17 protein-coding genes are annotated in these 21,070 nt (G+C 47.6%); 7 read left to right on the forward strand and 10 right to left on the reverse strand.

The genetic code is table 11. The annotated features are described in order from the left end of the window. Nucleotides 1–27 precede the first annotated feature (27 nt). Nucleotides 28–1,374, forward strand: coding sequence for a hypothetical protein (locus Q1B11_RS11425; protein WP_299732459.1), 1,347 nt, complete (start codon nt 28–30; stop codon nt 1,372–1,374). A gap of 406 nt (nt 1,375–1,780) precedes the next feature. After that, nucleotides 1,781–2,089 carry a hypothetical protein gene (locus Q1B11_RS11430; RefSeq protein WP_299732462.1) on the forward strand — a complete coding sequence of 103 codons (309 nt, stop codon included), beginning with the start codon at nt 1,781–1,783 and terminating at the stop codon, nt 2,087–2,089. Here the strand turns inward: Q1B11_RS11430 and tnpA are convergent. Beyond that, nucleotides 2,073–2,501, reverse strand: a complete 429-nt coding sequence (gene tnpA, locus Q1B11_RS11435) for an IS200/IS605 family transposase (protein WP_299732465.1) — start codon at nt 2,499–2,501, stop codon at nt 2,073–2,075. The two genes, Q1B11_RS11430 and tnpA, sit on opposite strands and share 17 nt — an antisense overlap. 205 nt (nt 2,502–2,706) lie before the next feature. On the opposite strand from tnpA, the gene Q1B11_RS11440 reads away from it, so the two are divergent. Continuing rightward, nucleotides 2,707–2,991 (forward strand): hypothetical protein, encoded by a 285-nt coding sequence (locus Q1B11_RS11440; protein WP_299732468.1) that lies wholly within the window; start codon nt 2,707–2,709, stop codon nt 2,989–2,991. 20 nt (nt 2,992–3,011) lie between these two features. Here the strand turns inward: Q1B11_RS11440 and Q1B11_RS11445 are convergent, their stop codons facing one another. Together Q1B11_RS11445 and Q1B11_RS11450 are read right to left on the reverse strand one after the other, a co-directional pair. Further along, on the reverse strand, nt 3,012–4,442 hold the full coding sequence (locus Q1B11_RS11445; protein WP_299732471.1) for a deoxyribodipyrimidine photo-lyase: 1,431 nt from the start codon (nt 4,440–4,442) through the stop codon (nt 3,012–3,014). 48 nt (nt 4,443–4,490) lie between these two features. Then, nucleotides 4,491–5,240, reverse strand: a complete 750-nt coding sequence (locus Q1B11_RS11450) for an SDR family NAD(P)-dependent oxidoreductase (RefSeq protein ID WP_299732474.1) — start codon at nt 5,238–5,240, stop codon at nt 4,491–4,493. A gap of 202 nt (nt 5,241–5,442) precedes the next feature. Here Q1B11_RS11450 and Q1B11_RS11455 point away from each other — a divergent pair, with 202 nt between their 5' ends. Both Q1B11_RS11455 and Q1B11_RS11460 read left to right on the forward strand, forming a co-directional pair. Next, a complete protein-coding gene (locus Q1B11_RS11455) occupies nt 5,443–6,150 on the forward strand; it encodes a hypothetical protein (protein ID WP_299732477.1) in 708 nt (235 codons plus the stop codon). 132 nt (nt 6,151–6,282) lie between these two features. After that, entirely contained in the window at nt 6,283–7,683 is a 1,401-nt protein-coding gene (locus Q1B11_RS11460; protein ID WP_299732480.1) for a pyridoxal-dependent decarboxylase, read from the forward strand. Between the two features lie 53 nt (nt 7,684–7,736). On the opposite strand, the gene Q1B11_RS11465 is transcribed toward Q1B11_RS11460, so the two are convergent. The 4 genes from Q1B11_RS11465 to Q1B11_RS11480 all read right to left on the reverse strand — a co-directional run bounded on the left by Q1B11_RS11465 (nt 7,737) and on the right by Q1B11_RS11480 (nt 11,504). Further along, nucleotides 7,737–8,555 (reverse strand): MetQ/NlpA family ABC transporter substrate-binding protein, encoded by an 819-nt coding sequence (locus tag Q1B11_RS11465; protein WP_299732483.1) that lies wholly within the window; start codon nt 8,553–8,555, stop codon nt 7,737–7,739. A gap of 245 nt (nt 8,556–8,800) precedes the next feature. Beyond that, the gene (locus Q1B11_RS11470) at nt 8,801–9,457 is read right to left on the reverse strand and encodes a methionine ABC transporter permease (RefSeq protein WP_299732486.1); all 657 of its coding nucleotides are present in this window, start codon (nt 9,455–9,457) and stop codon (nt 8,801–8,803) included. Beyond that, entirely contained in the window at nt 9,447–10,478 is a 1,032-nt protein-coding gene (locus Q1B11_RS11475; RefSeq protein WP_299732489.1) for a methionine ABC transporter ATP-binding protein, read from the reverse strand. The genes Q1B11_RS11470 and Q1B11_RS11475 overlap by 11 nt, the downstream gene beginning before the upstream one ends. Nucleotides 10,479–10,784: 306 nt before the next feature. After that, the gene (locus tag Q1B11_RS11480; protein WP_157673704.1) at nt 10,785–11,504 is read right to left on the reverse strand and encodes a sulfite exporter TauE/SafE family protein; all 720 of its coding nucleotides are present in this window, start codon (nt 11,502–11,504) and stop codon (nt 10,785–10,787) included. A 178-nt stretch (nt 11,505–11,682) separates the two neighbouring features. Between Q1B11_RS11480 and Q1B11_RS11485 the strand changes: the two genes are divergently transcribed. After that, nucleotides 11,683–12,288: a MarC family protein gene (locus tag Q1B11_RS11485; protein WP_299732496.1), complete on the forward strand. Its 606-nt coding sequence runs from the start codon at nt 11,683–11,685 to the stop codon at nt 12,286–12,288. Here Q1B11_RS11485 and Q1B11_RS11490 read toward each other — a convergent pair. Together Q1B11_RS11490 and Q1B11_RS11495 are read right to left on the reverse strand one after the other, a co-directional pair. Then, nucleotides 12,285–12,926 (reverse strand): thymidine kinase, encoded by a 642-nt coding sequence (locus tag Q1B11_RS11490; protein ID WP_366139455.1) that lies wholly within the window; start codon nt 12,924–12,926, stop codon nt 12,285–12,287. The genes Q1B11_RS11485 and Q1B11_RS11490 overlap by 4 nt on opposite strands. 27 nt (nt 12,927–12,953) lie before the next feature. After that, the gene (locus tag Q1B11_RS11495) at nt 12,954–16,172 is read right to left on the reverse strand and encodes a hypothetical protein (RefSeq protein ID WP_299732499.1); all 3,219 of its coding nucleotides are present in this window, start codon (nt 16,170–16,172) and stop codon (nt 12,954–12,956) included. Between the two features lie 140 nt (nt 16,173–16,312). Between Q1B11_RS11495 and Q1B11_RS11500 the strand changes: the two genes are divergently transcribed. Further along, nucleotides 16,313–18,697, forward strand: a complete 2,385-nt coding sequence (locus Q1B11_RS11500) for an ATP-dependent helicase (protein ID WP_299732502.1) — start codon at nt 16,313–16,315, stop codon at nt 18,695–18,697. A gap of 103 nt (nt 18,698–18,800) precedes the next feature. Here Q1B11_RS11500 and Q1B11_RS11505 read toward each other — a convergent pair whose 3' ends face one another. Then, nucleotides 18,801–20,999 carry a YgiQ family radical SAM protein gene (locus Q1B11_RS11505; RefSeq protein WP_299732505.1) on the reverse strand — a complete coding sequence of 733 codons (2,199 nt, stop codon included), beginning with the start codon at nt 20,997–20,999 and terminating at the stop codon, nt 18,801–18,803. Between the last annotated feature and the right edge of the window lie 71 nt (nt 21,000–21,070).

Raw genomic sequence — 21,070 nt, forward strand, 5'->3', positions numbered from 1 at the left:
ATATAATGCTGGAATATGGAGATTCCCATGATCCCCCCTATTGGTCCATCAAATACTAATAAAGCTCGGGCGCCAGAGAATCAAGAGCTCGAGCAGAAACCCGCAAGCAATCCAGAAAAGCTAAACCGTACTTCGATTAAAAACTCCAAGGGTAGATCCAAACTCAAGAAACTCGGTGGTTTATTGAGTTCAGCAGGCAAAAATATAAAACAGCGCACTGTTAAACAAGCAGACACAAAGGTCAGCACAAAATCGCTGCGAAGTTTTAGTCACCTGAAGAGTTTAATTAACCGCGCTATGTCATTTAAACTATCGCCTCCAAAGGACAATGATACTGACACACTGAAAAAGCACTACGGTAATGTCTTGATAACTCTCAATGTAGCTCAAGAGCTTTACGATCAGGTCAGCGCACTCACTCGTGAGGAGATGAAAAATTTAGACACCATGAACTCACAAGGAACCATTGGCCTGGTTGAGCTAAAAGCAGATGCCTATGACCTGCTTCTACAAAGAAAAGTCGAGGCCAAAACAGCAAAAAAAGCATATATCAGTCAGCAACGGTCTGATAACTCGCAAGAGGCTGCTTTTACGAAGGCCGGTAGCTTTTTCCAACTTACTAAAAAACTACTTAGCACTACATTATCACCAGCCAACCACTCTTCAAAAGAGCTTAAAGTGCATCTTGCGAACCTTCAATCACTGAGAAATCAGGCTCAATCAGCAATGGCAAAAGGAAAGCACCTGATGAATAAAATACGTGATGGTCGGTTTAAGTATCATTTTTCAGTTGGAAACCTGAACTTAGACCTAAAAAAAGAACTTCTGATTCTTAAGCAGAAGTCAGAACAATTACGCAAAGAGATAGAACAGACGAAGGAGCAAATAAAAAATGTAAAAGTTCTCAACAAATTAGGCAAATCCAAGGTCGCAGAAAATCTCCCTAACCTGAATACTGCAGAAGTGGTTAGCGAGTCACCTGCACAAACTGAAGAACCTATACCAGCAACAGTCATCACACGACAGATATCTCAGGAAGAAAAAAGCGTTTTGCTCAGCCTGGATGATTGCAATACAGAATCCATCAACAACCCCAACTTCACAGAAAAACAGTTGAACACAGTCTCTGAATGGGTTATTCAAGCATTATATGACAACACCACAGATAAAACCGCATTAGTAGAGCTGTTCAATACCTTTTTGAATACCATTGATTCACCTTCTCTGGATGAAAATAACAACCCTGCTTACTATAAAAGTAATACGCTCGTGTCAGCATTCAGCCGCGCTCTCGATGTGTTACAATATGAAGGAAGCGCTGCTGAAGCTCATGTGTGCTTTGATATGCACCTGAATAGACAATCAATTACCTAGTGATGTCAGGTTATCACTCTTCTCCCAGATACCCGTGCCAATAAAAATTCCAAATGCATCTTCTATGCAGTTCCAAATTTAGAAGGTGGAGTTAGTCTTACTTCATGTATTAGTCCCAAGGAAAGACTAATGTCTAACATTACTCAAAAAATGTGCAGTTTTATCAACTGAATTGAATATTACGCCGGTTATTTACTTGCTTGATTCAGGATATGGAGTTCCCGATGCAACTATTAAGCACCTCTCAGTTACCCAATACTCAACAGCTACCCTCCCAAGAGACTGTAAACCCGGCCAAATATCCTGAACGGATGAACCACGAGTCCGTTAAGGTAGTGAAGCCAAGAGTTTTTTTAACAAGCTGGGAAGGGTCTTCAGCCCCATTGGAAAAAGCATTCAGCAGAGAGTGGTAAAACTGAAGCAACCTAAGCTGCAAGCTTCTCAGATACCTGATTTCAACACGCTCAAAGACGATATAAATACTTTCAATTCACAAAAGTTAGAACCAGTCAGAACCCAGGATCGCTTTTCTTACAAACAACGATCCACCATTGCTAAGCAAAGCCTGAATATGGCCAAAGAATTATTACAAAAGGCGAACATTGTCGTTAAAGAAGAAACAATAACTCAACAAACACCGGCTAAAGCCGGTGGGTTAGATTTACGGACTGAAAGTCCGGATACGCGTCCAAGACGCGTTAGTATTCAGTCCTGAAGCTATCATCAACTTTGGGCTCAAAATGATGATCCAGATACTCCTTAATCATCTCTTCAGTCACCTTACCCGAGGTGACACAAAAATAGCCTCTTGCCCAAAAATTCCTTCCCCAGTATCGCTTCTTCAAATCAGGGAAACTTTCAAACAGCTTTGTGGACGATCTTCCTTTGACCCTCCTCATTATTTCACTCGGAGCCATATTCGACGGCGCTGACACAAACAGATGTATATGATCCTTGCTAACCACTCCCTTAAGAATCTCTATCTCAAATGCCTGACACGTTTCTCTTATCAGCTCCCTGGCCCTTAAGCCAACATCTCCCTTGAGCACCTGATACCGGTAATTCGTGACAAACACAAAGTGGTACTGAATATTAAATACTGTGTGACTACCATATCTGTAGTCCATCGCAGAACCTCTACATCCAGATAACTGCGACAAAATATCATAGCTAAAGCTGACCGGCTAAAGCCGGTGGTTTTAACCTTACGAAAGACTAATAAATAACTTCAGTTATCCTGATACGTCGCCAGTCACACCTTTAACTCCTGATTCTGCAGCGGATACCATTACTTTACATTCAGCAGCCAGTATTGACTCAATAAGCACGAATATGGATTTCTGCGATACAGAGTCCGTGGAAAATCCCAACTTCACCGATGAGCAACTGCAAAAGGTTCGAGATCTCGTGACTGAATCGATGAATGATGGCGTTACAGACACCGAAGATCTCAGCATAATTTTCAATGACTTTCTAAGTGCTATTGACTCAACCTCCAAACACAATGGCGAAGACGTCTTTCCTGATTCCCACAAAATGATGAATAACTTCGAACATGCACTACGCTTGCTTCTCAGAGGTGAATCATACGAAGAGGCCGCCTTGAGACTCATCTAGGGGGCGTTACCAATTGGCCATCATGAACGGATGCCACCCCAGGCATCCAATGCCGTTAAACGTGATTGCTTGATATCAACTATGGGTTCAGGGTAATGTTTTCCCAACTGAACCCCCGCTTCAGCCAACACCATCTCTGGTGCTTCCCACGGTGCGAAAAGGTACTTATCCGGTAATCCGGCGATTTCGGGCACATACTTTCTGATGTATTCACCACTGGCATCAAATTTCTGCCCCTGGGAAACCGGATTAAAGATTCGAAAGTAAGGAGCTGCATCAGCGCCAGACCCGGCCACCCACTGCCAACTGGCTGAATTGCTGGCAAGATCCGCATCCACCAGACAGTCCCAGAACCACTGCTCACCGTGATGCCAGTGCTGAAGTAAATTCTTCACAAGAAAAGAGCCGACAACCATTCTGACCCGATTATGCATTACGCCAGTTTGCCATAACTCCCTCATGCCGGCATCGACGATAGGAAAACCCGTCTGCCCCTTTTGCCATTGAGCGATGGATTTAGCCGCTTTGCGCCAGGGAAAATGATCAAACTTACTCTGGAAGTTTTTCTCTGGCAGCGTAGGGAAGTGAAACAGCAAATAGTAAGAAAACTCACGCCATCCCAACTCTGAATGAAAGCAATCCAGATCCGCTTCTACATTGCCGCCTGACGCACCCGCTGCCGATGCAAACCAAACCTGATTAGGCGATGTCTCACCAAAATGCAGATGCGCCGACAGGTTGGAGACCTTTTTCAGTGAAGGATAATTGCGCCCCTCCTGGTACCCGTTAAGCCCTGTCTCAAGAAACACCTGAAGCTTATCCCGAGCCGCTAATTCACCAATACCACAACCTTCCTGGAGCCAGTGCTGCCCCATGGGTTGATCCCAGGATGTGGTCGGTAGAAGATTCAACTGATCAAGCGGTAGCCCTGAAGCATCTGAGAATAACCTCAGCGGTTTTGGCGTGGACAGCGGTTCTCTGGGCGCAGGGGCGTTCAGGCAGCCTCTTCGATAATAAGGTGTGAAGACTTTATAGGGAGTACTGTCTTTTTTCAGAATATTCCACGGCTCCCAAAGTAGCGAACCATTGAAACTTTTTACATCAATGCCTGATGCCCGAAGGCGTTCTTTTATCTTCTGATCCCGCTGGATTCGCCAGGGTTCATAGCATCGATTCCAGTAAACGGCATCTGCATTGTATTCACTGACGATCTTGGGCAAGACCTCCTTTGCATCACCGACCAGAATCAACAAACGCCCTTTTAAGGACTTATTGAGCTTCTCAAGGGAGTGATGGAGCCACCAGCGACTGGCAGCGCCCATTTTCCATTTCCCGGGGGAGATATCATCCAGAATATACACCGGCAACACTTGACCAGACCGAGCCGCTTCATAAAGCGATGGATTATCGGACAGGCGCAGATCCTGCCTGAACCAGTGAATTGTCAGCATAATGTCTCCGCAGGATGGAAAGGAAAATGGGCCTTTAAAAAGGGATGCTTAAAAAGAGATAGTTTCTCCGTCCCAGGCCACAAGACTGCCACTGTCTTTTTGCGTCAGCCCATCAATCACCGACAATAATTGCCCCGCTGCATAGTCTGGTGCAAACAGCTTACCTTCCGGCACTGCGGCTTGAAAAGGCGACGATAGATGGCTGTCTACTGTTCCCGGATGCAGCGAGACCATAATTGCCGACTTGTTTTTGCGCCCCATTTCAATAGACAGATTTTTGATGATCATGTTCAGCGCCGCTTTTGAAGCACGGTAAGCATACCAGCCGCCCAGCTGGTTATCCGAAATACTGCCCACTCGGGCAGACAAAACAGCAAACACACTTTTGCTTTTTTTTGCCATAAGCGGTAAAAACGCCTGGGCTACCATGGCGGGGCCCGTCGTATTGACTGCAAATACCTGAGCAAATTGGTCGGAGTGAAAGTCTCTCAGTGATTTCTCTGGCCGCAATCCCTTCCCCTCATGGAGAATACCAGTGGCAACAATCACCATATCCAGAGTAACCGGCACCGTTTCTGCCGCGGCCACTATACTCCCTTGATCAAGTAGATCAATGGAAGAAGCGACGATCTTATGGGGTTTCCCACGCCAGTCACCGCCTCGTGAAAAACAATAGATTGTCTCCACCTGTTCACACCCTTGAAGCGCTGTCACAAATGCCTGGCCAATACCACCGCTGGCGCCAATAACAGCCACCCTACTACCTGAGTTGAATGTGCTGAGCGTTAATTTAGACATGATTTACCCCATCCCATTTCGGGTAATAAAGCGCTTAACAACAAGTGTACGAAACCTTCCTGATTTCAGATCGTTAGAATCGATATTTATTACCTTGATTTCAACACACCCACCCCATCAAGAACCAGTGCAGGAAAGCATGCCAATGCCGATATGGGCTTGGAGCTGATAGATTTTTTTATGCCACTGCATTGGATTGTTCATGACCAGAAAATCAGAAGATAATCAAACTCCATCTGAAAACGACAATGTCATTGATATGTTCACCCGCAAGCCTCTGGACGAGGTGAACATGCATCAGATCATTCGTATTGCCCCGGAGCTGGATGGCATGGAGATGCTCTACAGCAACGACGCCAATCCCGGAAAAATGTTCAGTATGAAAATACTCTGCTGGGCACTGATGAAAGACGGCACCATCGACGCCATGGTTCCGTGGCTCAATAAAGTGGTTCCTGCCAGAGAGTTGAACGATCCATTAAACGGTCGCTGGGAAGGCTACTTTGACAAATGCCACGATCAGGCTTTTTTTGACATACCAGAACACAAAGTGATGGAGCTGGAACAGGCTGAAACCTATTACCACCTGAACGAGACGGAAGACAAAATCGTGCTTCAGGAAATCCCCGACACCATTGGCACCCACGCTATCCTGACAGAAGACAAATTCAAAAGCATCATTCTGGTCCATGTCACCAGCTGGCGTCTGTACAGCACTGGTGAGATGCTCGCTATGGTGGCTGATGATAAAAAAGTGGAAAACACCCCCGTATTGCCCGGGGATGAATGTCTGTTTGCCGCTCAGGAGCACAAAGATTTCCATTACTTCTTCCACTATTTGATCGCCAATAAAATCAAAAGTGGCGACCCGGAAGCCTTGGCAGCGTTCACCCATTTGGTTGAAGGCTGATCATCTTCAACGACTCCATCTATCATAAACTGACGTTCGTTTGATGAATAAAATAGCACTTCCCATTTGTTGATAGGAGGAAGTGAATCTATTCTGCACAAGTTTCAATCAACAGACTAAGTACCCAGCCTTATGGAACACCTGTTAAATCGATTTGTCGATCTGGCTAACGAGATGATTGCGGAAGAGTCCAAGCATCCCATGGCCTCTTATATCCCGACCTCTGAATTAGCGTCTGCTCTGGATTTGTCTTTATCCGACAAACCCATGGACGATGATGCGTTTTTCTCAACCCTCCGGGAGGTTATTCTGAAAACGCCTAAAACCGCCAGCAAGGCTTTTTTTAATCAATTGTTTGCCGGCAGGCATGAGAAAGCCGTCATTGGCGAGTGCTTTTCAGCTCTATTGAACAACTCGATGTACACCTACAAAGCGGCGGGACCACAGATTGGAATTGAAGCCAATATATTGTCCAAAGTGCGAGACATTATCGGCTGGGATCAACACTCCGGTGGTACGTTTGCCCCGGGTGGTTCCATGGCTAACTTCATGGGCATGATTGCCGCCAGAGACAATATCAACAGAGACATACGGTACAGCGGTATTGATAAAACCTATACGGCTTACACCTCCGAACACTCCCATTACAGCATTGATAAAAATGCCGCTTTTGCGGGCATCGGTAGAGATCAGATTCGAAAAATCAAAGCAGATGGCGTTGGCAAAATCATCCCTTCCGAGCTAAGTGCTCAAATTCAAAGGGATGTCGACACGGGTTACACGCCGTTCTTCGTGAATGCCACAGCGGGCACCACTGAGCTAGGGGCTTATGATGATATCCACGCCTTAAGAGCCATTTGCGATCAATACCAGCTCTGGCTTCATGTTGATGGCGCTTATGGTGCTGCCGTGATGTTCAGCAAAGCCTACAAACACCTGATTAGCGGTATTGAGACAGCGGATTCCTTTTCTTTCAACGCCCACAAAATGTTGCGAGTCCCACTGCCCTGCTCACTGTTTATGGTGAGAGACAAACAGTGTTTGTACGACTCTTTTTCCAATGACGCCAACTATTTGTATCAAACAGACGACGATGAATTTAACCCGGGAAAAATCTCCCTGCAGTGCGGCAGACGAAACGATGCATTAAAGTTCTGGGCATTGTGGAAAAGCATCGGCACGCAAGGGCTTGAGCACATGGTGAATTATCAGTTTTATCTGGCAGATATCGCCAGAAACTATATTCGAAATCACCCTGACTACACATTATGCAGCTTCGATGATTCTGTTTCCGTTTGCTTCAACTATAAAGACTACTCAGCCCGGGATATCTGCACAGCGTTATATACAGAAAATAAACTGATGGTTGGGTATGGATGCACTGACGGTAAAGAGTATGTCCGGCTGGTGACCATAAACTCTCAAAATTCAGAACAGGATCTTCTGGATTTTTTCAGAACCATGGAGGCATTTCTTGCAGCAAGCGAGACAGAAAAACAGGCACTGGATTTAGCAGCAGCGCCCGCCTTCTGATGGTGTCCTATGAAGCATCCTCAGAAGAGGATGCTCTTTTCATATTTCACCACTTAATTCCAACCAGCCACAGAGCTGCCTTTGAATAGCTCATCAGCCTTCGCTTCTACAACATCGCTCTGATAAGAGCTGACCAGCGCCACCACTCTTGGATCATCGTCGTTGTCGTCACGGGCAACAATGATGTTCACATAAGGGGAATCTTCATCTTCCACCAGCAAACCATGCTCTGTTGGCGTAAAGCCCGCAGGAATCGCATAAGTATTGTTAATGATGGCCAGATCAACATCGTCCAACGAACGAGGCAGCTGGGCTGCGTCCAGTTCAATAAACTCAAAGTTGCGTGGATTCTCAACAATATCCACTGGCGTCGCTTCCAGATTGTTGATGTCCTTCAGTTTGATAAAGCCACGTTGATCCAGAAGAATCAAAGCCCGGCCTTCGTTGCTTGGGTCGTTAGGGATGGCAATTTTAGCGCCGTCCTGAAGCTCGCTGATGTCAGTCAGCTTCTTAGAGTAAGCGGCAATCGGGTAAACAAAAGTGTTACCCACAGCAACCAGTTCAAAGCCACGATCACGCACCATGCTCTCCAGATAAGGGCGATGCTGGAAGGCATTCACATCAATGCTGCCATCTGCCAGAGCAACGTTTGGCGAGATGTAGTCTGAGAACTCAACCAGCTCCACATCGATGCCGTGCTGCTTTTCAGCCAGCTCTACCGCCACACGCATCACATCCGCTTCCGGACCGGCGATAACACCCACTTTTAATACCTCGTCATCACCGGCACCACAACCAACCAACAATACCGATGCGGACAGAGCCGCCGTTACTGCCAGACGCTTTGCTGTTTTTAGAATTGTAAAAGTCATATGAACTCCTCTGACTTGTCATTGCTTCGTCCCTATAAAAAGGCTCAGCTTCTCAAATAGATTGTATGCCCGAAGGCTTCAATCACTTAGGAACTGTCACAAAATAACGTCCACATTTAACCAGAAGCGTTGCTCGTTTACCGTTTGCCGTTGTCCGTAAAAGTCTTGCTGCTTACGCTTTTACGGAAAACGGAAAACGGAAAACGCTTCTCTTAGCAGTGACGTTATTCAGGGACAGTTCCTTATTACTTACTGTGATCGTAATATTGCTGCAGACGATCACCCACCATCTGCAACAGTTGCACCAGCGCAATCAGCACCAGCACCGTAACTAACATAATGACCCCATCGAAACGCTGATAACCGTAACGAATGCCCAAGTCCCCCAGACCACCGCCACCAATAGCGCCCGCCATGGCGGAATAACTTACCAATGTCACCAGAGTAATCGTTGCACCATTGATCAAGCCTGAGCGAGCTTCTGGCAGCAATACCCGAGTCACAATCTGCAAAGGACTGGCGCCCATGGCTTGTGCGGCTTCCACCAAACCAAGGGGCACTTCATTCAGCGCACCTTCTGCGATTCTCGCCACAAAAGGAATCGCGGCGATGGTCAGCGGCACAATCGCTGCGGTCGTACCAATGGAAGTACCCGTCAACAGTCGTGTTAATGGAATGATAGCGACCATTAAAATAATAAACGGTACGGATCGCCCGGCATTTACGATACTTCCCAGAATCAGATTGGCTAACCGGTTTTCAAGGATTCGTCCTTCACGGGTGATATGAAGTAACACACCCAGAGGAATGCCCAAAAGAAAGCTGATGGCACCGGACAGTCCTACCATATACAGCGTTTCCCACAACGCTTTAAACAACAGTTCCCATGCATTAGCCGACATAACCAATCACCTCCAGCTGGACACGTTCTTTCAGAAACGCCAGAGACTGTTCAATCTGTTCCGGCTCACCAACAATTTCCACCATCATAAAGCCCATGGCTTTTTCATTAACGGTTTCGATATCGGCCTGAAGAATATTGAAGTCCGTATTAAATTGACGGGCGACTTTGGTAATCAAAGGCTGAACGATCCCTTTACCCACAAAGGTGATTCGCACCACCGGACGAGCCCCTTCACTGGGCTCCGGGCTGAATCGGGATTCAATATCCGTGATGGGTTTTTCATGAATTGCACTGCGAACAAACTCCCGGGCCAACTCTGTTTTCGGGCTCAGGAAAAACTGTTCAACTTCATTCTCTTCGATGATTTTGCCATAACTCATGATGGCCACCCGATCACAGATGGTTTTCACCACATCCATCTCATGGGTAATGATGAGAATGGTAATTTTCAGCTGTTTGTTAATATCTTTCAGCAACGCCAGAATCGAGCGAGTAGTTTGCGGATCCAGAGCGGAAGTTGCCTCATCACAGAGCAACACCCGAGGTTTACTAGCCAGCGCCCGGGCAATGGCTACCCGTTGCTTCTGCCCACCAGAGAGCTGAGATGGATAACTCTCACGTTTATCCCCCAGCCCAGTCAATTCCAGCAGCGGTAAAACGGCATCGGCAATTTCCTGCTTACTGGCACCGGCCAACTCCAGAGGCAACGCTACGTTGTCATACACCGTACGGCTAGACAGCAGATTAAAGTGCTGAAAGATCATGCCAATATTGTGTCTGGCCTGACGCAAGGCTTTATCGGATAGCCGGGTGATGTCCTGACCATCCACCAGCACCTGCCCGAAGGTGGGTTTTTCCAGCAGATTCACACAGCGAATCAGGGTACTTTTGCCAGCACCACTGGAGCCAATAACCCCATAGATCGAACCTTCAGGGACAGAAAGGCTGACATCATCAATGGCTTTGACATCGGCGCCACCGGCGGTGAACACCTTCGTCAGTTGTTTTAACTCTATCATTACTGCTCCTGCTACAGCTGCCAGTCAGGAGAATGCCGGCAATGTTCTGTATTCTAAACCTTTGTTAGAACAGATTATTTTTTAGTCAAATAGTTCCAGAACAGGAGGTGACCCTGAAAATTGCTCCTGCAGTTTCAGGATACCGGCCATCCGTGGCCATAACCACCCTGCGCTAACAGAATGGTTTCAAAGAAATTCTTTATGGAAACGCATCTTTTAGCGGAATTTATAGTGCGCCCGCAATCCGAGGTCAAATCAGCGCATGGGTCGAAAATTATAGAATTTACGGATGTGTGTCAACCAATCCTATAGAACGGATACGATGGCCGTTATGCCAGAAATACTGCACAACACCAGCATAGCCTGACGAATCTTTTCTTTCTCGACCCGTTCGGCAACTCTCCCTGCCAGCCAATGCCCCGCCAATACCGAGGGAAACAACAGCACGCCATAGCCCAGCTGCTGCTTGGAAAACAAGCCGTTTACGCTCAGCAGCACCAGAGAAATGGCACTGCCAATAATAAAAAACACGCCCAGGTTTGCCCGAATTCGATTACCACTTTCATTCTGCATTAGCAGCGCCATGGGCGGTCCGCCGATAGACGCCGCAGTGCCCATAATGCCAGAACAAAACCCTGCGCCCATCAACGTACCAGGAGACATCTTCAACTTATAAGGCAATAAACTGCCGGCGACCGCCAGCAGGACAGTGGCTCCCAGCATCAGGCTTAGATTCTGCCCACTGATCACTGTCAGTACCGCTACGCCAATCATGGAGCCTGGCACACGTCCCAATAAGGCATACCCTAAGGTTTTCCAATCAATATCTTTCGCATAACGACGGGCAGAAAGGGTTCCAATCATCATGCCGGAAAAAATCAATGGCCCTGGAACTAATCCCGGATCGATCTGATAAAGAAAGGGTGCTGCCACCACCGCCATACCGAAGCCAATAGTGCCTTGAACCAATGCGCCAAACCCAACGATGCTCATCGCCGCGAGGATTTGCCAGAGAGAAATCTCCATTAAGAACATCCGATATCGAAGTGAAAAACATTTACTCAGTCGTTTATATTTTTTATAAATAAGTAAATTACATCGAATTATAAAGACTCTCTCACAATCAGAACATACGTACTCTCAATCTTTTACTAAAAAACCAGCTCCTTCTGGACAACAGACAATTGTCTTCTTTAATACAGTGATGGATCACTTTTTCAAAGATTTTATAATGCTCTGGTCAACTATTGACCCAGTCGGCACTCTGGCGCTGTTCACAGGGCTCACCAGCCGCCTGAGCAAATCACAAAAACGCGCCGTGGCGCTTAAAGCAACAATGTACGCTTTTGTTATTCTGCTCTCTGCCCTGGTGCTGGGACAGATCATCTTGAAAGCCATGAACATTCAGTTGATTTCATTGCAGCTGGCAGGGGGAATCATTCTGTTTCTATTTGGGTTACAGATGATTTTCAGCAACCCTGAAGAAGGTACCGGTGAACGGGAATTGGGTCATCATCTGGCTGTGTTTCCGCTGGCTGTCCCCTCCATTGCCAGCCCCGGGGCGATCATGGCGGTCATACTGTTAACGGACAACAAATCAAAGACTCTGGTTCAACAGGCATCCACCGCCCTATCAATGACCTGTGTTCTGGCAATCACCTGTATTTTGATGTTACTGGCGAATCGGATTTTCCGGGTGATTGGTCACAACGGTTCTGCCATCATCATTCGGGTGATGGGAATGATTCTGGCAGCTCTGTCAGTAGAGTTAGTGATGAATGCTCTTGGTATACAACGATGGATACATTAAATATCCATTAACTCTTTATAGTGTTTCCGACACACAGAAAGGTAAGTATCGTTGCCACCAATCTGCACCTGGCTGCCGGTTTTGACGGGATTGCCTTCACCGTCTAATCGCAATTGCATATTGGCTTTTTTCTCGCAGCGTTTGCAGATACTTTTCAGCTCCGTCAGTTCATCTGCGATGCTAAGTAGTACTTCACTGCCGGGGAAAACCTTACCAAACGCATCGGTTCTTAAGCCAAAACAGAGAACAGGAATCCCCAGTTCATCAACAACGTCAGACAACTGCCACACCTGCTCCGGCGTCAGAAATTGGGATTCATCCACCATGACACAGGCGATGTACTCTTCACTGTGTTCCCGGGCAATCTGCTCTTTCAGATGATCATTACTGGAAATCGCCACAGCTTCACTCTGCAACCCAATTCTTGAAGTGATCCGAGCTTTACCAAAACGATCATCAATCACCGGAGCCAGCAGCAACACCCGCTTGCCGGCACTGCGATAGTTATGGGCGGACTGTAACAGGTAAGTGCTTTTTCCCGAGTCCATGGAAGAGAAATAAAAATAGAAGGAGGCCATAGCATTGTATTTCTGATCATTGATGCAGTGATTATTCCCTGTTCCTGCATCGAACTCCATAGCGATTTCCGAAACAGGCAAAGCGTATCAATCCGGTTTTACTAACAACTCTGTCCAACTATTGATTAGCTTATGCAAGCTGTTATGGGCAGCTATCTTTTCAGGTGAGTCTTTAGGTGGATTCTCGATTAGCTCTGTTAACTTCCGTGTAAATAGCTTTTCTTCATGTTTAGCGACGGCTTTAGTGATGGGCAACCCCGCTAACAGGGTGGCACCAGCTACCCCAAGCATGGGCAGGAAGAAGATTCCACTGAATGCCATGACGAGGGCGAGTTGCGCAGTGTCTCCACGCCCTTCTTTCCACGTGTCGTTATGGGCGAATTTGCCAACCTGCTTGATCGCATATTTCGTTAATAACTCTTTTAACGCCACTTTATCTTTTTGAACTTCGGCGAAATCAACAGCCGGCTTTTGTTTACCAGCAAATTTGACCAGTCCCTTACGCCACTGTCTTGCGGCGAAGCCCCGAAGAAAATACTCCAGATGCATTTCATTACCAGGCAACGCAAAGGCCACCGACAAATCCTTATTTGAGAATTTCTCATCCAGGTTGAGGAGTTTAGCAACTTCTGCTCGGTTACTTTTCAGATAGCGCTGAAAATCGGTATTCCCAAATAGACCAAGCTTGCGTTTTTGCTTCCGACCATAATCCGGGCGTAAGACTTCCGATGTCGTCTGGGCAAGATTGTTCAGCTTTTGCCGGCGTTCACGATAATTCATTCTGGCGGATAGTGCCGTCAAGATGCCAGTGATGCCCGCTCCAACACCCATAGCTGCAGTACCGATGGCAGGCATGCCATATTTAGCCATACCGCTGGCTCTGGCGACAAGGCTGGTGCCCAACATAACGGAACTGGCCTTCATCAACCGCGCACCCTGTTCTCGCTGTTCTACCATACTGGACAGTAATTCATCTGCTGTACCGCCCTTAGAAGCACATTCCTTCATCTCCTTATTCATTGCAGCGACTCGTTCTTTCAGGGCTTTTTCTACCGCTGGCAATTCAAACGCTTTTTTAATAGCTTTACTTAGTCGCTTATTATTGCCCAATGCACCCATAATGGTAGCCGCCGTCCCGGCTCCAGCGACCCCAATCGCCGCACCACCAAAGGCCGGAAACAAAGGAGGAAACAACATCCCCAGTGCCAGCGCCGAACCGGTCAAACTCACGGTTGCCCCAGCCCCAGCCATGGCCGTGTCTTTAGACATCGTCCGTAAATTTTTCTTCTTGTAAAGTGACATCACCTCTTCAACGGTGATCTCACGATCCAGAGGCTTATATTTGTCTTTAGTGTTCTTTTTCCTTTTTTTCAAGATCTCGGACAGCTCCATGGACTTCAATTGAGCAGGCATCAATTGATCCTGGTTGCGAATTTTCTTTTCATTTAAGTAACCTTGAAAACCAGCCCCACCCAAGGCAAAAGCAGCTGTGGCACTTGCAGCGCCAGTACCGAAGCCGAACAATGCTGTTTGAAAAGCTTGATCACTTTCATAGAACAGCCCCATCAGCGAAAGATCCGGCCTGAGCAGTAGCTCGTTTCGATCTTCCGGCTTAAAAAAACGTGGATCATCGGGAGTCACGTGATCCAGAGAGACCCATCCTCCCTCTCCGGAACCTAAAATACCATCCACCTGTTCCGTTGTAATAGGAGGAGCGATAACATCATCTGTCGTCGTTTCAAGAGGCCCCAGTACCGTGCGATCCTCCCAGAGAGAGTCCCACTCAAGCCCACCAATCCCAATCGTGCCATGGCCAGCCCCACCATAACTGCCTTGATCAAACACAACGACGGTGTATCCGGCAGCGCGAATTTCGTTGATGGTAGGAACTCTTCCTAACTGGTTTATTAAGCCAACAAGCTCCGGCCCACCCATAACCGCGCCATCACCAAAAGCGGCATCCAGTATGTCTCGACTCATAAGGTTGGCGTTTTCAAAATTCAGAAACAGCACTTCATCCAAATTACCAGGTGCATGGAGCCAATCGTTCATGGAATCCAGAACGTCTTCCACCTTCGGGATATTGTCACTGCTAACAGTCGGGTCAAAATACCCGCCATGGTTAAGTACCAATTCGCCATTGTGCTCATGAAGGTCGAGATCAAAACCCCGAATAGGCGTACTGTCCAGCACGTCTTCAATGCTCATTGTCTGGTTAGTCGCCACAAAAGGCAGAGATCCCTGACCGGGAACGGCGCCGGCATTGTGCAGGGCAAAAATCACTAATTCATCAACAGGCGTGTCTTTATCAAGAATATGATCAAAAAGGTCCGGTGCGGTTGTCGGGTTCAGCTCCGGCTGTGCGATGCTGGCACCGGCAACCCCCAACCCGGCTGCGAGCGCACCTCGTGTGGCACCCGCAATAAGCGCTGATTCTAACTTACGATCGCTATTCCCCTGCTGAAAGGCTTGAGCTGCTCGGGTACTTTTGAGACCGACTGCAAGCTCACTTTCTGTTACTTTATTCGATGAATTCTCATTAAGCGTGCTCAAACGATCCAGAATTTTGACCAACTGATCTTTATGAAGGATCTTGTCTGAAAGTTCACTGCCATCGAGAATGGCTGGCTCACTTTGCAGTGCGGTCAAATACTCCTCAATAGTAACCTTCGTATTCCCTGCCGCCTTATTTTCTGCAAAAAGACGTTTAATCAGGTCGGGTTGCCATTTCAGCTTAGTGGGAATCAGTGTTGTTTTTTGGTCATCGCCAGCTGCAATCAGCCTGGTATTGACCGACCGTATCTTCTCCTTGATCTCATCACGATGAACCATCCGGGAAGCAAAGGTTAATTCGGTAATATCGGTCTCTTCCACAAGCTGGTCATAATCACCCATAGTGACCGGATACCCTTGATCTCCAGGCATTTTCTCCAGTTTCTGCTCAAAACTATCCAGCCAATAGGCCGTATTGACCTGCGGTTTTGCTATAGGAGGTAAGATAGCGCTGCCACGTTTGCACAGATCAAGGGTAAATTTCAGGTCAGATTCTACCCTCTCACTTTTCGCATCATAGGCTTCATTTATTGAACCAAGTTGGGTGCTCCCAGTAATGACTGAAGCCTCATACTGATCGATTGATTTTCTGCCACCCCCTCCTTTCTTATCTGCTAAGTCAGACGTTTTCTGCCCATTAACTGCTTTAGTCGAGCGGTTCTTAAAAGCTCCCTCTGACGGCTTTACTTCTGTATTCGTCGGCTTATTATTTATGAGCCCGGTCGAGAAAGTGGAGCCTTTAACTCCAGACATTATTAACACCTCTTGATAAGTGTTAGTTTATGCCTTTATCGACCTATCCCTACTCCCTTTAATGAGTTAATGGTGTACCAAGTGGCTCTGAAGCCTATAATCGTCAACCATCCTTTCGAAACCAACCAAGCCTATTTTTAATGGATCTAACCCCCAACCAGCAAGCTGTCGCCCAACATGATCAGAATCACGCGCTGTGCATTGCGGTGGCTGGCTCAGGTAAAACCTCCACGCTGGCGCAACTGATCATTAATCTTCTGAATAAAGGGGAAGACCCAAGGCGGGTCATGGTGATGATGTTTAACAAGGCCGCGCAGCTGGACTTCACCCGAAAGCTCCGCCGTCTTGCACAACAACAGACCGATATACCGGTGATGCCTGAAATCCGAACCTATCATTCAACCGGCTTAAAATTACTGCGAACACTGGAGGGCTGGGGACTCCGAGAGCCTTACAATAAACAACCACTGTCGGAAAAAGTGGTTGAGCTGCAAGTCAGAGCACTGATACTGAAACTGGCACCGGACGCAATAAAAGACCGCATTCGTTCCGATGCCGCCCGCATTATTGAAGCAGCCATCAGTTTTATCGAATCCGTAAAGGCTCATCTGCTGACACCAGAGCAATGGTTTGAGAAAAGCGGTTATACCGACGATTACCGTTTTTTCATCAAGCTGTTCAAACAGTTTGAGCTGTGGCGACACCACGAAAAAAGCATTACGTTTACCGACATGCTGTACGATCCGGTTTCATTAATTCTGGCAAACCCTGAAGTCATTCCCGGCATTGAAAACCGCATGAACTTCATCATTGTCGATGAGTACCAGGACACCTCAACGCTTCAACACCGGTTAACCCGGTTAATTGCTGGCTCCAGGGCACGAATGGTTGCCGTGGGTGATCCGGATCAAACCATCTACGAATTTGCCGGCGCCAACATTGATAATATCCTGCACAATTTTCAGGAAGATTACGGCGATACCGGTGAAGTCCATGAGTTAACGCTCCCTCACACCTTCCGCTATGGACATAGCATTGCCCTGGCTGCCAGCCACTTGATTAGCCAGAACCGGGCTCGAAAAAATGTCATCTGCATTGCCCACACCGAGAATAAGCCGTCCCTGATTCGTATCAACCAATCCGATTCAGACGACAGTCGGCTTGTGGTCGACGCGCTGCAAGAGTATCTGTCGTCCGGCACACCGGGTGAAGACATTGCCATTCTGGTTCGAGCCTGGGCACAGGCGGTGCCTATTGAGCTGAACCTGTTGGAAAGAGGCATTCCTTACACATCCGACGGCCCTTCTCTTTTCCAGCGCCCGGAGATAGAAACCCTGATTGATGCCATGACGCTGGCCAGCGGTGGCTTTGCCAATCTGGATGCGGACATACGCTACCGAAAACTGTTCAAACTTCTGACCCTGCCCCATATTGGGTTGAAACATCATCACATTGACATGATCTGCCAACGACTGAAGGATCACACCGAGCAGTTCGGCAATGCCATGGGTAAAATGCTGCCTTTGATCAAAGACATCAGTGATTTTCAGGCAGGCAAGTTAATGAACAGAGCCGAACTGTTCAGCTGGCTGGAAAGAACAGGGCAACAACAAAAAGCCCATAGCCTGATCGCTGCCTACCTGCAAAAATCGGATATCTTCGACAGCTTGAAATCCATGAGCCTCAACGAGCAGCGAACCGAAGAGCAGATTCTGGCCATCAAAGGGTTTCATCGTTTTCTTCGCCAGCTTGATGAAAACACGACAGTATGCTGCCTGCACATTGAAGCATTGATTGAAAAACGGCAGCAGCAGAAAAAGCAGCGCCAATCTTCCGCTCATGGCGTGACACTGAGTTCTTGTCATCGCTCTAAAGGGCTGGAATGGCCAGTGGTCTTGCTCCCGGGGTTGATTCGCCAATACTGGCCTTTTTTAAGAGAAGATGATCTGGCCATTGGTGCGGGGAACGCAATTGAATCCGAACGTCGTTTACTTTATGTCGCCATGACCCGGGCAAAAGAACAGCTACATCTATTCACCACCACCGGTGATCTGGCACCAACCTTCACAGGCCGTTTAAGTGTTGCTGATAGTGCATCAAAACAAAAAGAAAGCATCAGTCCTTTTGTTCAGGAAATGAACCTGCCCCATGTTTTATCACTGGGCAACTTGCTCCATGACGAATCGGATGATGAACTCTCGGAAGCTATTCAGAAAATCGGGCTAACGCCTATATCAAAGCGTTATGTCTCTGCAGCAAGACCTTCTTTGCACGCGCGCATTAAAGAGGTTGCAACCATCGCACCCAAAAAACAGAGCAGCAAAGTGCCTCAAGGAAGAACACCGGGTCAATCACCCAATGGCCCCTGGCAACTGAGAGCGATCATTCATCACGCTATTTTTGGCCGGGGGGAAGTGATTGAAGTAAACGACAGTAACTTCTCAGTCCGTTTTGATAGCCGTCAGCATGGGGTTCGAAAATTCGCACGAATTGAAGAAATACGACACTTGTTTAGTTCAGACTAAACCGCTATTGCTCAAGCGAGAACACCTTGAACAATGGCTCTCCGCCTTCACGGAGATAACCATCGCTTGTTCTACTGGCAAATATTCTTCAATCAATAACCTGCTATTTTCGGCGGCGCTTGGTCGAACCGGACGGTGCCGATTTCTTAGCGCCAGAATAAGGTCGTCTATTATCCCACTGTCCACCTCGAGCTTGCTGAAAGTTCTTCTGGGCTCGATTTCCAGAACGTCGCTGGCCATTTTCTTCTTCAGGGATCAAGTGTTGTGAACCGTTACCAATCAAATCAGAACGGTTCATATCCCGAAGCGCCTGACGCAGGAAAGGCCAGTTCTTCTCATCGTGATAGCGGAGGAAGGCTTTCTGCAAACGACGCTGGTCTATTGTTCTTGGCGTATAAAGCCTTGGACTTTTATAACTCACCCGCTTCAACGGATTCTTCTCACCGTGATACATGGCCGTTGCCAGCGACATGGGCGATGGATAGAAAGTTTGCACCTGATCCACCCGGAATTTATTTTTCTTCAACCACAGCGATAGGTTGAGCATGTCCTCATCTTCACAACCCGGATGAGCGGCGATGAAGTAAGGAATCAGATATTGTTTCTTACCGGCTTTTTTCGAAAAGTGTTCAAACATCGTCTTGAACGCATCGTAAGTGCCCATGCCCGGTTTCATCATCAGATCCAGTGTACCCTTCTCTGTGTGTTCCGGCGCAATTTTCAGATAGCCGCCCACATGGTGCGTCACCAGTTCTTCAACATATTCCGGATCTTCTACTGCCAGGTCATATCGCAAACCGGATGCGATAGAGATTTTCTTGATACCCGGCAGCGCACGGGCTTTACGATATAGCTCGGTGGTTTGCTTATGGGAGGTTTTCAGGTTTTTACAAATACCCGGAAACACACAGGACAATCGACGACAACTGGCCTGAATTTCATCACTCTTACAATTCAAGTCATACATATTGGCGGTAGGCCCGCCCAAATCAGAAATCTGGCCGGTAAAGCCCGGAACTTTATCCCGAATCTCTTCCAGCTCTGCCAGAACCGACTCATGGGAGCGGCTCTGAATAACCCGACCTTCATGTTCGGTAATGGAGCAGAAACTGCAACCACCGAAGCAACCTCTCATAATATTGACTGAGGTTTTAATCATCTCATAGGCAGGAATGTTTGCATTGCCGTAGCTTGGATGCGGACGACGCTGGTAGTGCAATCCAAACACACCGTCTATTTCCGGAGTGTCCAATGGAATCGGCGGCGGATTTACCCACAACTCACGGTTACCATGTTTCTGAACCAGCACCCGGGCATTATGCGGGTTAGCTTCCTGATGAAGAATACGGGAGGCATGAGCATACAACGATGGATCGTTGCGTACTTTTTCAAACGACGGTAAGCGAATGCAAGTAATTTCCTGATTCAACTGCTCACTGCGATGCAGTGGCATTGGGATAATTCTCACCGGCTGAGCGTCATCAGAAGTCTCTTCTTTCTTTTGCTCACATTCGCTCTCATTCACTTCCATGTAAGGGCTGACGCCATAGGCTTCTTCCAGAGAAAGCACATCCCGCGGCCAATCAATCCGTGAAGAGTCAATTTCAGTCCAACCCGCCGGAACCGATGGCTTGATCACGGCAGTACCGCGAACATCGGTAATTTCTCGAATAGGCACACCTTTCGCCAAGCGATCAGCCACTTCGGCCAGCGCTCTTTCCGCATTACCGTAAAGCAAAATATCAGCGGTCGCATCCATCAATATTGAACGACGAACTTCATCAGTCCAGTAATCATACTGAGCTATACGACGAAGACTGGCCTCAATGCCACCCAGAACAATAGGCACATCGCTGTAGGCTTCTTTACAACGTTGACTATAAACAATGGTGGAACGGTCCGGACGTTTACCCGGTTCCGCATTGGGCGTGTAAGCATCGTCGTTGCGAACTTTCAGATCCGCCGTATAACGGTTGATCATGGAATCCATGTTGCCGCCGGTCACACCGAAGAACAGATTGGGTTTACCCAGTCGTTTAAAATCTTCCGGATTGCTCCAATTTGGCTGAGCAATAATGCCAACACGGAATCCCTGAGACTCCAGAAAACGGCCAATAACGGCCATGCCAAAACTGGGGTGATCGACATAGGCGTCACCGGTCACGATAATAATATCGCAGGAGTCCCACCCCAGCTGATCCATTTCTTCACGGGACATTGGTAGCCAGGGCGCAGTGCCATAGCATTCAGCCCAGTATTTTGGGTAAGAAAAAAGATCGGGAGCAGATATCGGTGCAGGCATGAATTCTTCGACGCAGTTAAAATCAAAACAGCGTATTCTCCCAGAAAAGCGCCCGCAGTCCTACCCCGGCT

Origin of the sequence: uncultured Endozoicomonas sp. (assembly GCF_947495845.1) — a bacterium.
In the GTDB taxonomy this organism is placed as follows: Bacteria; Pseudomonadota; Gammaproteobacteria; order Pseudomonadales; family Endozoicomonadaceae; genus Endozoicomonas.

Coding starts and splice junctions, on each gene's coding strand:
- Q1B11_RS11425 (WP_299732459.1), top strand. CDS start 28: ATGATCCCCCCTATTGGTCCATCAAATACTAATAAAGCTCGGGCGCCA.
- tnpA (WP_299732465.1), bottom strand. CDS start 2,501: ATGGACTACAGATATGGTAGTCACACAGTATTTAATATTCAGTACCAC.
- Q1B11_RS11440 (WP_299732468.1), top strand. CDS start 2,707: ATGGATTTCTGCGATACAGAGTCCGTGGAAAATCCCAACTTCACCGAT.
- Q1B11_RS11445 (WP_299732471.1), bottom strand. CDS start 4,442: ATGCTGACAATTCACTGGTTCAGGCAGGATCTGCGCCTGTCCGATAAT.
- Q1B11_RS11450 (WP_299732474.1), bottom strand. CDS start 5,240: ATGTCTAAATTAACGCTCAGCACATTCAACTCAGGTAGTAGGGTGGCT.
- Q1B11_RS11455 (WP_299732477.1), top strand. CDS start 5,443: ATGACCAGAAAATCAGAAGATAATCAAACTCCATCTGAAAACGACAAT.
- Q1B11_RS11460 (WP_299732480.1), top strand. CDS start 6,283: ATGGAACACCTGTTAAATCGATTTGTCGATCTGGCTAACGAGATGATT.
- Q1B11_RS11465 (WP_299732483.1), bottom strand. CDS start 8,555: ATGACTTTTACAATTCTAAAAACAGCAAAGCGTCTGGCAGTAACGGCG.
- Q1B11_RS11470 (WP_299732486.1), bottom strand. CDS start 9,457: ATGTCGGCTAATGCATGGGAACTGTTGTTTAAAGCGTTGTGGGAAACG.
- Q1B11_RS11475 (WP_299732489.1), bottom strand. CDS start 10,478: ATGATAGAGTTAAAACAACTGACGAAGGTGTTCACCGCCGGTGGCGCC.
- Q1B11_RS11480 (WP_157673704.1), bottom strand. CDS start 11,504: ATGGAGATTTCTCTCTGGCAAATCCTCGCGGCGATGAGCATCGTTGGG.
- Q1B11_RS11485 (WP_299732496.1), top strand. CDS start 11,683: ATGGATCACTTTTTCAAAGATTTTATAATGCTCTGGTCAACTATTGAC.
- Q1B11_RS11490 (WP_366139455.1), bottom strand. CDS start 12,926: ATGGAGTTCGATGCAGGAACAGGGAATAATCACTGCATCAATGATCAG.
- Q1B11_RS11495 (WP_299732499.1), bottom strand. CDS start 16,172: ATGTCTGGAGTTAAAGGCTCCACTTTCTCGACCGGGCTCATAAATAAT.
- Q1B11_RS11500 (WP_299732502.1), top strand. CDS start 16,313: ATGGATCTAACCCCCAACCAGCAAGCTGTCGCCCAACATGATCAGAAT.
- Q1B11_RS11505 (WP_299732505.1), bottom strand. CDS start 20,999: ATGCCTGCACCGATATCTGCTCCCGATCTTTTTTCTTACCCAAAATAC.